The 11561-nt window shown below is 66.0% G+C and carries 10 protein-coding genes; 8 read left to right on the plus strand and 2 right to left on the minus strand.

The annotated features are described in order from the left end of the window. Window positions 1–113 precede the first annotated feature (113 nt). From ATE71_RS08685 to ATE71_RS08710, 6 genes are read left to right on the plus strand one after another with little or no spacing between them, the layout of a single operon-like run. Entirely contained in the window at window positions 114–1964 is a 1851-nt protein-coding gene (locus ATE71_RS08685) for a TonB-dependent receptor plug domain-containing protein (protein ID WP_058803076.1), read from the plus strand. Beyond that, window positions 1964–2572 carry a cob(I)yrinic acid a,c-diamide adenosyltransferase gene (gene cobO / locus ATE71_RS08690; protein ID WP_058803078.1) on the plus strand — a complete coding sequence of 203 codons (609 nt, stop codon included), beginning with the start codon at window positions 1964–1966 and terminating at the stop codon, window positions 2570–2572. Before ATE71_RS08685 ends, cobO begins: the two co-directional genes overlap by 1 nt. After that, window positions 2572–3429, plus strand: a complete 858-nt coding sequence (locus ATE71_RS08695) for an ABC transporter substrate-binding protein (RefSeq protein ID WP_058803081.1) — start codon at window positions 2572–2574, stop codon at window positions 3427–3429. Before cobO ends, ATE71_RS08695 begins: the two co-directional genes overlap by 1 nt. Then, the gene (locus ATE71_RS08700) at window positions 3426–4427 is read left to right on the plus strand and encodes a FecCD family ABC transporter permease (protein WP_058803083.1); all 1002 of its coding nucleotides are present in this window, start codon (window positions 3426–3428) and stop codon (window positions 4425–4427) included. Before ATE71_RS08695 ends, ATE71_RS08700 begins: the two co-directional genes overlap by 4 nt. Next, complete coding sequence (locus ATE71_RS08705; RefSeq protein WP_058803084.1) at window positions 4421–5194, plus strand: ABC transporter ATP-binding protein; 774 nt, start codon at window positions 4421–4423, stop codon at window positions 5192–5194. The genes ATE71_RS08700 and ATE71_RS08705 overlap by 7 nt, the downstream gene beginning before the upstream one ends. Next, complete coding sequence (locus tag ATE71_RS08710) at window positions 5158–5880, plus strand: phytanoyl-CoA dioxygenase family protein (RefSeq protein ID WP_058803086.1); 723 nt, start codon at window positions 5158–5160, stop codon at window positions 5878–5880. Before ATE71_RS08705 ends, ATE71_RS08710 begins: the two co-directional genes overlap by 37 nt. Here the strand turns inward: ATE71_RS08710 and ATE71_RS08715 are convergent. Both ATE71_RS08715 and ATE71_RS08720 read right to left on the minus strand, forming a co-directional pair. Beyond that, the gene (locus ATE71_RS08715; RefSeq protein WP_235587971.1) at window positions 5877–6887 is read right to left on the minus strand and encodes a cupin-like domain-containing protein; all 1011 of its coding nucleotides are present in this window, start codon (window positions 6885–6887) and stop codon (window positions 5877–5879) included. The genes ATE71_RS08710 and ATE71_RS08715 overlap by 4 nt on opposite strands. Window positions 6888–6903: 16 nt before the next feature. Further along, window positions 6904–9438 carry a family 20 glycosylhydrolase gene (locus tag ATE71_RS08720; RefSeq protein WP_235587972.1) on the minus strand — a complete coding sequence of 845 codons (2535 nt, stop codon included), beginning with the start codon at window positions 9436–9438 and terminating at the stop codon, window positions 6904–6906. Between the two features lie 189 nt (window positions 9439–9627). Between ATE71_RS08720 and ATE71_RS08725 the strand changes: the two genes are divergently transcribed. After that, a complete protein-coding gene (locus ATE71_RS08725) occupies window positions 9628–10605 on the plus strand; it encodes a glycosyl hydrolase family 18 protein (RefSeq protein ID WP_160328026.1) in 978 nt (325 codons plus the stop codon). Window positions 10606–10706: 101 nt separating this feature from the next. Next, window positions 10707–11444, plus strand: a complete 738-nt coding sequence (locus ATE71_RS08730) for a GntR family transcriptional regulator (RefSeq protein WP_058803095.1) — start codon at window positions 10707–10709, stop codon at window positions 11442–11444. Window positions 11445–11561 lie beyond the last annotated feature (117 nt).

Genomic DNA, 11561 nt, shown 5'->3' on the forward strand with positions numbered 1-11561 from the left:
CGCCTCGGTGACGGGGTCGCAGGCCATGACGCCACTTGCGCCGCCGGCACTGGTCGATCGCTTGCGCGCATCGGCAGGCTCCGCCTTCGTTGTCGGCGTGCGGGGGCCTTCTCATGTTGAAGTTTGCAAGCATTTCCTTGTTGGCACTGGCTACGGCGACGCCAGCGTTCGCCGAAACCGCCGATAGCGACGAGATCGTCGTTACCGCGTCGGGCATCGAACAGCCGCGCGACCAAGTCGGTCAGGCAATCACGATCATCGACGCCGACACGATCGAAAAGCGGCAGACGGTCGATATCGTCGACCTGCTCGCGACCACGCCCGGCATCCGCTTCAACCGCACCGGCAGCACCGGTTCGGTCGCCAGCGTGTCGATCCGCGGCGCCGAAACGACGCAGACGCTGGTGCTGATCGACGGGGTCAAGGTCAACGATCCCAGCGGCATCGGCGACGGTTATGATTTCGGTCACCTGCTGACTAGCAATATCCGCCGGATCGAAGTGCTGCGCGGATCGAACTCGGTCGTGCATGGTAGCCAGGCGATCGGCGGTGTCGTGAACCTGATGACCGCAACGCCTGCCGAGGGTTTCTCCGCCAATGCCTCCGCCGAATATGGTTATAGCGACACACTCTCCGCCAAGGCCGACGTGTCGGGTACAGCCGGGCCCATTTCGGGCGGTATCGGCGCCGCATATTTCCGCACCGACGGCATTTCGTCTGCCGCGGTCGGCACCGAGCGTGACGGATATGAAAATTTCTCCGGTAATGCGAGGATCAAGGTCGCGCTGGGCGATGCGCTCAGCCTTGATCTTCGTGGTTACTACATCACCTCCGACCTCGATTATGACAGCTTTTTCGGGGCGCCCGCCGACAGCGGCGATGTCGCGAAGCTCGACCAATATGTGGGCTATGCAGGGCTGAACCTGGGCCTGTTCGACGGCCGCTTCAACAGCCGCGCGGCGGTGACGTGGATGCGCAACGAGCGCGACTATTTCTTCGTGCGCGGTACCGACCCCGATTATGGGTACAAGGGCACGAACCTGCGCTTTGAATATCAAGGCGTCGTCACGCCTGCCGACTCCGCAAAACTGGTGTTCGGTTATGAGCATGAGCGCCCCGATTACGACTTCTTCGGTTTCGGTTCGACCGACAGCCAGAAGGCCAATATCGACAGCGTTTACGCGCTGGGCATCGTCCAGCCGCTGGCCGGGCTATCGCTGACCGGCGGCGTTCGTCATGACGATCATAGCCAGTTCGGCGGCGCGACGACCTTTGGCGCCAACGCCAATTATTCGCCCAACGATGGCGAAACCAATATCCGCCTGAGCTATGGCGAAGGGTTCAAGGCGCCTTCGCTTTATCAGCTCTACGACAGCTTCAGCGGCAATGCGGCGCTGCGTCCCGAGCAGTCGAAAAGCTATGACATCGGGCTCGACCAGCGCCTGGCCGACGGCCGCGCATTGGTTTCGGTGACCGCCTTCCTGCGCAACACGACCGACCAGATCAATTACGACAATGCGACCTTCACCTATGGCAATATCGACCGCACGCGCACCAAGGGGGTCGAGGCGACGCTGGCGCTACGCCCGGTCGATGCGCTGAACGTCACCGCATCGTACAGCTATATCGACGCGCGCGACCGGTCGGGACGCCCCGCGTTCGACGGCAAGCGCCTGCCGCGCCGCGCCGCGCATGCGGTCAGCCTGTCAGCCGATTATGACTGGTCGTTCGGCCTGTCGACCGGCGCGACGATCACAATGGTCGGCGACAGTTTCGACGATGCGGCGAACGCGGTGCCGCTCGACGGCGATGCGCTCGCCGGGATCCGCGCCTCCTTCCCAGTGGGTGGCCATTTCGAGATTTACGGCCGCGTCGACAATCTGTTCGACGCCGATTATGCGACCGCCTTTCATTACGGCACATACGGCCGCGCGGCCTATGGCGGCGTGCGGGCGCGCTTCTGATGAAAGCGCGGAGCGACGCCGAGCACACGGCGAAGATGAAGAAGATTCAGGCCGCGCAGAATAAAAGGGTCGCAGCGAAGACAGTCGAAAAAGGGCTGGTCATCGTCCACACCGGTCCCGGCAAGGGCAAGACTTCGGCGGCGTTCGGCATGGCGGTGCGCGCGATCGGCCACGGGATGAAGGTCGGCGTGATCCAGTTCGTAAAGGGCGCCATGGCGACCGGCGAGAAGGCGGTGTTCGACCGCTTCCCTGACCTCATCGAATTCAAGCCGATGGGCGAAGGCTTTACCTGGGATACGCAGGACCGGACGCGCGACATCGCAGTGGCGCGCGAGGCTTGGGAGGAGGTTAAGCGCATGATCGCCGATCCATCCTATACGATGGTGATCGCCGACGAGCTCAACATCGTGCTGCGCTACGACTATCTGCCGGTGGGTGAAGTTCTCGAAGCCATCGAGGGCAAACCGCATATGACGCATGTCATCATTACCGGGCGCAACGCGCCGCAGGAATTGATCGACGCCGCCGACCTCGTCACCGAGATGGCGCAGGTGAAGCATCCGTTCCGCGAGCAGAATGTGAAAGCGCAGAAGGGGATCGAGTTCTGATGCGGCGGCGCAGCCTTTTGGCGGCGGCCGCGCTGCTCGCAGGTAGCGCGGGGTTGCTGTGGGCGGCCTCCCCCGCCCCGCGCGCCAAGGCTCCGGCGGTGCCGCAGCGCATCGTTTCGATCAACCTGTGCGCCGACCAGCTCGTGCTCGCGCTCGCCGACCGGAAGCAGATCGCCGGGCTGACGAAGAACGCCACCGACGCCGAAATGTCGGGCGAGGCGGCGAAGGCGCGCGGCATCCCGCTGCTCAGCAATTCGGCCGAGCAGATTTTGGCGATCGAGCCCGATTTGATCGTCGGCATGCCCGCGAGCCGCAGCGCGGCGCTCCGCGCGCTGCCCGAGCGGACCTACCCCCTGCTTGATCTGGATACGGCGAATACGCTCGGTGAAATCTATACGTCGATCCGCCAGACTGCGGTCGCCGTCGGCCATCCGGCGCGCGGCGACGCGCTGATTGCGCGGATGGAGGGCGAAATGGCTGGGCTTCCCCAGCCGGGCAAGGGCCGCGTTGCCGCCTATTATCAGCGGCGCGGCTATATGACCGGCACGGGGACGCTGATCGACGAACTGATGACGCGCGTCGGGCTGGTCAATCTCGCGGGCAAGCTCGGCAAGCCGCCGCTGTCGCAGCTCAGCATCGAGGAGATGGTTGCTGCAAAGCCGGATTATCTGATCGTTGAAAGCGCGACCAACAAGGTAACCGATCAGGGCAGCGAGATGCTGCACCATCCAGCACTGAAAGACATTCCGCGGATCAGCGTGCCGCAGGCGTGGACCGTGTGTGGCAGTCCCGCCTACACGCAGGCGGCGCGCAGCATGGCGGCGCAAATCCTGCGCCTCGACGGAAAGCGCTCATGAGCCGCGTCGCCCTGCCCCGCTGGTCGTTGATCGCCGTGCTGGCGGCGCTGACGCTGGCGGCTGGGGTCGCCTCGCTGTTGTTCGGCGCAGTCGATCTGTCGGTCGCGCGGCTCGTCGATGCTGCGATGGGCAGCAACGACAAGGTCGCGTCGATCATCCTCTTTGACCTTCGTCTGCCGCGGATGCTGCTCGCGCTGGCGGTGGGCGCGATGCTCGGGCTCGCGGGAGCGGCTTTGCAAGGCTATCTGCGCAATCCGCTTGCCGAACCATCGGTGCTCGGCACATCGAACGCCGCGGCACTCGGTGGTGTGGCGGCGATCTATTTCGGCCTCGCCGACGTCCACCCGATCGTGCTGCCGCTGCTCGCCACCGGCGGCGCGCTCGTTTCGCTCGCGCTGCTTTTTGTCCTCGCGGGCCGCGCCGAAAGCCCGCTGACGCTGATCCTCGCGGGGATCGCGGTGGGCACGCTCGCAGTCGCGGGGACAAGCCTCGCGCTCAACCTGTCGCGCAATCCGTTCGCGGCGATGGAGATTATGACGTGGCTGCTCGGCAGCCTCGAGAACCGGTCGTTCGATCATGTGTGGATCGCGCTGCCGTGCGTCGCGATCGGGGTCATGATGCTGCTGTGGAACGGGCGCGCGCTCGATGCGCTGACGCTAGGCGAGGATGCGGCGCAGGCATTGGGCACCGACCTTCGGCGGACAAGGCTCAGGCTGTTGCTCGGCACCGCGATCGGGGTCGGCGGCGCGGTTGCGGTATCGGGCTCGATCGGTTTCGTCGGGCTGATCGTCCCCCACCTGATCCGGCCGCTGACCGACCGCAGTCCGTCAGCAATCCTGCTGCCCTCGGCGATCGGCGGCGCGGCGCTGCTGACGCTCGCCGATCTTGGCGTCCGCATCATTCCGACGACGAACGAGCTGAAGCTGGGCGTCGTCACCGCCTTTCTGGGGGTACCGATCTTCCTCCTCCACCTGATACGGGAGCGGCGGCTATGGTGAGTCTGGTCCTGGATCATGTCGGCGTCACGCTCGGCCGCCGTGCGGTGGTCCACGATGTCGGCGCCGCGTTCGGCGCGGGCACGCTGACCGGGATCGTCGGGCCCAATGGCGCGGGCAAGTCGACGCTGGCGCGCGCGATGCTCGCGCTGGTGTCGGCGAGCGGAAAGGTCGAGATCGACGGGATCGAAGCGGCGGCGATGCCGCGCGGCGAACTCGCGCGGCGGATCGCCTATGTGCCGCAGGGGCAGACCTTGCATTGGCCGTTGACGGTCGAGCGGCTGGTCGGGCTGGGACGGTTGCCGCACCTCGCCCCCATGTCGCGCATATCTGATACCGACACCGCGGCGATCGAGCGCGCGATGGCGCGCGCCGACGTGCTGGACCTTCGCGACCGGATCGCAACCGAGCTGTCGGGCGGCGAGCGAGCGCGGGTGCTGTTCGCGCGCGCGCTGGCGGTCGAGGCGCCCGCGCTGATCGCCGACGAGCCGCTCGCGAGCCTCGACCCCGGGCACCAGATCGACGTGATGGAGTTGCTGCGCGCCGAAGCGGATAGCGGCGGGCTCGTCATCGCGGTGCTCCACGACCTCACCATGGCGGCGCGCTACTGCGACCGGCTGCTGCTGATCGACGGTGGGCGGATCGTCGCCGACAGCACGCCCGCCGAGGTGCTGACCGCCGAACGGCTGCGCGCGGTCTATGGCATCGACGCGCGCGTCGAGACCGGCGGCGAATGGCCGACGATCACGACCTTCCGGCGTGCGCGGTGAGCGCGGCGCAGTTCGCCGAGGAAGGCTATGCAGCGGTGCCGATCTTCGACCCCGCGCTGGTCCGCGCGGCGGCGGGCGATATCGCCAAGCATATCGACCGCGTAGCGCGCGCGCTCTACCTTCCGTTCGAGCAGAGTTGCCCCGACGCGCCGCTGGGCGAAAGGATCGACCAAGTCTATGTCAAAGAACGCAGCGTCGCGAACCTGCTGCGCGTCGCGGTCTGCACCGATGCGCACCGCGGCGAACGATTGCAGGCGCTGGCGAACGATCCCCGGCTGATCGAGGCTGCCGAAGAATTGAGCGGGCGGGCGCTGACGGGCAAGATCGTGCGGGTGCGCGCGAGCATTGCCTGCTTTCCCGAGCATCGCCATGCTTGGCACAGCGACGTTGCGCGCGACGATGGGACCGGATGCGGTAAGGTCGTCGTGACTGCGTGGATTCCGCTGAGCGATGCGGGGCCGGAGAGTGGCGGGCTCGAGGTCGCCGCGGGGCGCCAGCCAGCACCGCTCGCGAGCGAAGGCGACGACGGCTATGAAATTCCCGAATGGCGGCTCGCCGGACTGCCGCGCGTGCAGCCCGCGTGTCCGGCGGGGACGGCTTTGCTCCTCGACCGTTTCACCCCGCACCGCACGCTGCCGACGAAGGCGACGCGCTTTGCGCTCGTCGTGTGGATGAAGGCGGCCTAACCGCTCCCGCCGCTACGGCAGAAGCCGACGACATAGTCGATGATCATCCGGTCGCGCTGCGGCGACGGCGGGCCGAGCACACCCTGCGCGTGCGGCGGGAGGTGGTCGACGGCGTTCGTCGCGCCCTCGCCAAAGACATAATGGTCGAACCAGCTTTTCCAGGCGGCACGCTCGGCGTCTGGCAATTCGCGGATCGAGTGCATCGCCAGCATCAGCGCAGCGAAGGGGAAGCGGTCCTGCCGCTGGCCGAACCAGTAATTGACGAGGACATTGAGCGCGCCCTCGCTGCGGACGTGGTGCCACCACATCGGCGGCATGTAGATCGCGTCGCCGGGAGCGAGTTCGGCGACAAGCTTATGGCGCTCGGCCTCGGCATAAAGCGGGTAGCGCGCGTGGTCGGGGTGGTCGGGGTCGACCATGCTCGTCGGCTGGCCCGCGATCGTGCGCTCGACGGGGCCAACGTAGAGGTTCGTTATCTGATCGGGCGGGAAAAGCGTGAAACGCCTGCGGCCCGCGACGACGACCGCGATATTCGCCGCCATGTCGTAATGCGGCGCGATGCGGCTAGCGTTGCCGACCCAGATGCGGGGATCGACGCCGGTATCGACGGGGAGCGGGTTTTCGGCGGCGAAGCTCGCGACGCTTTCTTGGGTCGGGGTCGATCCGGCGTAGAGGGTCGGCGCGTCGGCCGCACCGCGCAGCGCCAGCAATTGCTCGACGAGCGCCTTCATCGGCATTTTTTCGCTGCGGAAATTCACGCCGCGCATGTCGTCCGAATAGAAATAGCGTCCGCCGGTCTCGGGCGGTCCCACGAGCACAGTGAGCGGCTTGCCATTGTCGCGCGCGGCGAGATAGGCGGCGATCCCTTCGTCGCTCTCGCGCGCCGCGGCGACCGCGGGCCAGTCGTTCGCGATGCGGCGGATGATGACGGGCTGGTCGGCCGCCGCGACCGCGCGCGCGACCGCGGCGCGGTCGCGGCCCGATATCTCTTCCAACACTTCTCTCACTCCGTCTCCCCTGCCCTCAACGGGTGGGTTCGACCCGCACCGTCCGGCTGGCGCGCTTGCCGTCGGCCGAACGGCTGCGCAGTTCGACCGCGCCGCCGACCGCGACGGGTCCGGCATAGCGCGTCCACGCGCCGCCCTCGACCCGATATTCGATTGTCGTGCCGGGAAACATGCTGTTCGCCTCGAGCTTTCCGTTCGCGATGCGCGCGCCCGGTGGTGCGACGCGATAGGCGACGCCGATCTTCTCCAGCATTGGCCATTGCACCGCAACGCGTCCGGCGAAATCCTGCCAGCCGGCCTTCAGCTTCGCGGCATCGACCCGGCGGTCGCCCCATTCGTAGCTGGCACCCGCCCGATAGGCGGGCGTCCACGGCGCCGGCGCCCACGCCCGCTCGGCGAGCGCGAGCAGCCGCGGAAAGAGCATATAGTCGACCTGCCCATCGGTGCGGATCGTCTCGCTCCAGAGCTGCGCCTGCAATCCCGCGACGCGGCGGCCGGGTTCGAGGACCGGCTTGTCCTCGATCGGCTGGCCTTCGGCATGGATGTTGCGGATCGTCGCGGCGTTGGCGGGCAGATTGTCGGGCATGAAGCCGAAGACCTGATACGGATCGACACCGCGCGACGCCCAGTCGTAACCGCCCTCGTCGGGATGCGGCGCATAAGGCATGTCGAAATAACCGAGGTCGGGGATCGACAGCACGACGTCCCAGCCGCGACCCAGTTGATCGTGCGCCTCGCGGATCGCGCCGCTGTGGAGTACGCCCCAGATGTTGGTCTGTACCAGATGCGGTTGCTTGGGCATGGCAGCGGTTTCGGTATGCCCCATGCCGTCGCTCCAGCCGCCGGTGCGCAGACCTTTCGCCGCGAGGCTGGCGGTCACGCGTTCGATAAAGCGCGGGGTCAGCTTGCCCGCATCGCCGCCATTTTCGGCAATCATCGCCTGGCACGCGGGCGATTTGACCCACGCGCCCGCGGTCTCGTCGGCGCCGAGGTGGAAGGTCTTGAGCGGCACGCCCGCTTGGCGGTGCATCGCGGCAAGCGCATCGACGACGGTGTCGACGAAGCGATAGGTCGCAGGAATGCAGACGTTGAGCGTATTGTCGTCGTAATTCTGGATGCTGCGATATTCGGTCGTGTCGGCGGGATCGATCAGGCGATAAGCGTCGGCCTCCTCCTGTTTGCCCGCGGCGGTAAGGCGCGCGTGGCGCACCTCCATCGCCTTGATCGCCGCCCGGCTGTGGCCGGGCATGTCGATCGACGGTATCACCTCGATCTGGCGCGCCGCCGCGGCCCGAACGATCGCGACATAATCGGCGGCCGTCAGATAGCCGTTGACGCTGCCTGCGCCGTCGGGGCCGGCGCCGAGTTGAGGGAGCAGGCACCTCGTCTCGGACGGGTCATGACAGCGCTTCGAGCCGATTTCGGCGAGTTCGGGCAGCGCCGGGATTTCGATCCGCCAGCCTTCGTCCTCGGCGAGATGGAGGTGGAGCTTGTTGAGCTTGTACGTCGCCATCGCTTCGACCAGCTTCAAAATCTCGTCGCGGCTGTGGAAATTGCGCCCGAGGTCGATGTGAAGACCGCGAAAGCCATATTCGGGCGCATCGGCAACATGGAGCGGCATCAGCCTGCCCTTTTCGAACGCCGCCTGCTGCGCAAGCGAGCGCAGGGCATGGCCCGCGCCCGCGGCGTCGTGCGCGGTGATCGCAATGCCCGACGCCTTGGCGTCGATGATATAGGATTCGGGCTTTGCGGCGGCAGCGCGATCGATACGGATCGTCAGCGGCAACGCGCCTTCCTTGGCGCCGAGCGCCGCGAGCGCGGGTGCGATCGCGCTGCGCTCGACGCCGTCCAGCGTCAGCGCGACGCCATGGCGAAGATCGACCGGCTTGCCCTTGCCCTGCACCGCCTTTGCGGGCTTGGGGAGGATCACGATGCCGGTGGCTTCGGGCGCGAGCCGGCCGGCTTGCAGGTCGAAGGCGCGCTCGGCGGTGAGCCAGCGCGTCTTGTCGGCCTCGCTCTTGGTCGCAAGCTTCGCCTCGTCGGTCATCGGCGCGATGAAAGGCAAGGTTTCGAGGCCCGTTTCGGCGTCGATCACGGGCCGCGTCGCGGCGATCGTGCGCGGCTCGAGCCCGTCGGCGACGAGATAGGCGTTGGGCATGCCGAACGCCTTGGAGAAATGGGAGCCGACGCCCCACAGCTTGATTTCATGCGTCGAACCGGGGCGCAGCGTCGCGCCGGGCTTCAGCGTCAGTTGCTGGACGTCGCCGTTGATCAGTCGGTGCGCGAAGATGTCGCTTTCGACAAGCGGCAGCCGATTGACGAAGCTGAAATAGAGCGCGAGCCCTGTGTTCGGCAGGTCGGCAGGCAGGGTTTCGGGTACGGTCAGCGTGATCGTGGTGAGGAAACAGCCGTCGATCCCCGTTGGGCACGCCGGACCGTTGTCGACCATCGTGAGGCGGTAGCCGAGTGTATCGGCGAGGCGGTCGAGCGACGCTTGCGATCCTGTCTCGGCCGCCAGTGCCTGAGGCGCGGCCAGCGTCGCCATTGCCATTATGATCCACCCCGCAGCCCGCATCAATTTTCTCCCGCTCGACAATTTGTATCTAATTTGTCATGTAGTCGTGAGCGGGTCAACGCCTTTTGCAGCGAGCGGATTAGTTAGGGAATTGATAAAATGACGAATATTCGCGCTTTGCGCCTCATCACTTCAATCCTAATTGGTTTTACATTAGTATTGTCGTTGTCGGCACCCGCCAAAGAGCGACGGCCCGTTGTGGTCGGCTATCTCGCGGCGTTCAAGGGGCTCGACCTGTCGATCGCGCGCACCGACCTTGCGGCCTTCACCCATTTCAACCTCTCCTTTGCCAACCCCGATGCCGAGGGACGCTTCGTCAAAGACGGACGCATGACGTGCATGGACGACGAAACCGGCGCCAACCTGTCGGTTGAAGCGTTGCGCGGAACCGTCGCGCGGTTGCAGACGAGCGGGGCGAAGGTGCTGATCTCCACCGCGGGCGGCGTGATCCCCGGCTGCTCGGGCGACTGGAAGGCCCTGCTCGCGCCCGAACGCCGCGCGGCAACCGTGGCGGCACTGATTGACCTTGCCGATACGCTGGAGCTCGACGGGGTGGATATCGACATCGAGGGGGCGCTGCTCACCGAAATCGACCGCGCCGGCAACTATACGCCCTTCATCGCGGCGCTGTCCAAAGCAATGAAGGCGCGCGGCAAGCTGCTGACCTGCGCCACGGCATCCTACGAGGGCGGGATGATCCCGGTGAGCTCGATCCCATATTTCGACCTCGTCAACGTCATGTCCTATGATGCGATCGGGCCGAGTTGGGGCGAAGCGGGCGCCGAGCACAGCAGCTATGCGATGGCCGCGCGCGATCTCGATCTGTGGCTTGCGCGCGGTGTGAAGCCCGAACGACTCGTCCTTGGCGTGCCCTTTTACGGTTATGGATTCGGCGGCGCGAAGGCGAATTGGTCCTATCGCGACCTCACCGCCGCACATGGCCTAAATGCGACCAAAGCCGATGTGATCGGAGAACGATGCGCGGGATGCCGCTACATCACCCACAACAGCCCGACGACAATCGAGAAGAAAGCGCGACTTGCTGCAGAAAAGGCAGGCGGCGTGATGGTCTGGGAATTGTCGCAGGACACCCCCGATCACGCCCTGACCAGGGCGATCGCGCGCGGCCTTTCACGCGAATAATTCGCAACAAGCTTGACGTAAGGATACCAATGCAACACATGCTGCGCTAAGGCTGGTCTTATCGACCGGCTTTGCCGGGGCTATCGGGTGGAGCATCGTCCTTGTCATTGATCGAACGCGTGGGCCCGCTCCAGAAGGACGACCCGACACCGCTTTACCTGCAGCTGCAGAAAATCCTGCGCGACGCGATCGAGGGGCAAGTCGTCAAGGCCGAGGAAGCGATCCCGACCGAGCGCGACCTCGCCGAGGAATTCGAAGTGTCGCGCATCACGGTGCGCAAGGCGATCGACGGGCTGGTCGGCGACGGCATCGTCACGCGCCGCCGCGGCGCGGGCACCTTCGTCACCCGGCCGCGCGTCGAGAAAAGCTTCTCGAAACTCACCTCCTTTTCGGAAGACATGGTCTCGCGCGGGCGCAAGCCGCACAGCAAATGGGTAAGCAAGACCGCGGGCGCGGTGACGCCCGAGGAAGCCTTGTCGCTCGGCCTGTCGCCGGGATCGCTCGTCTATCGTTTCCATCGCATCCGCTACGCCGACGACACGTCGATGGCGCTCGAGGTCGCGACGATCCCCGCCTATTGCCTGCCGTCGGTCGATGCGGTGGGTGCGTCGCTTTACGAGGCACTCGAGGCGGCGGGACATCTGCCCGTCCGCGCGCTCCAGCGGCTTCGCGCGATCGCGGCGACCGCCGAACAGGCCGAAATGCTCGAGATCGAACCCGGCACGCCCGGCCTGTTCATCGAACGGCGCGGCTTCCTGGCCGACGGGCGCACCGCCGAATTCACCCAGAGCTTCTATCGCGGCGACGCGTACGACGTGGTGGCGGAGCTGAACGGCTGAGCCGAACGACTCGAGATCAATCACCGTGTCCCCGCGAAGGCGGGGATCCATCTCCGGTTGGTGCAAGATAGCGCGATCGGGTGATGGGCTCCCGCCTTCGCGGGAGCACGGCGGTAA

The sequence above is a fragment of the Sphingopyxis sp. H115 genome, assembly GCF_001468465.1.
GTDB lineage: Bacteria > Pseudomonadota > Alphaproteobacteria > Sphingomonadales > Sphingomonadaceae > Sphingopyxis.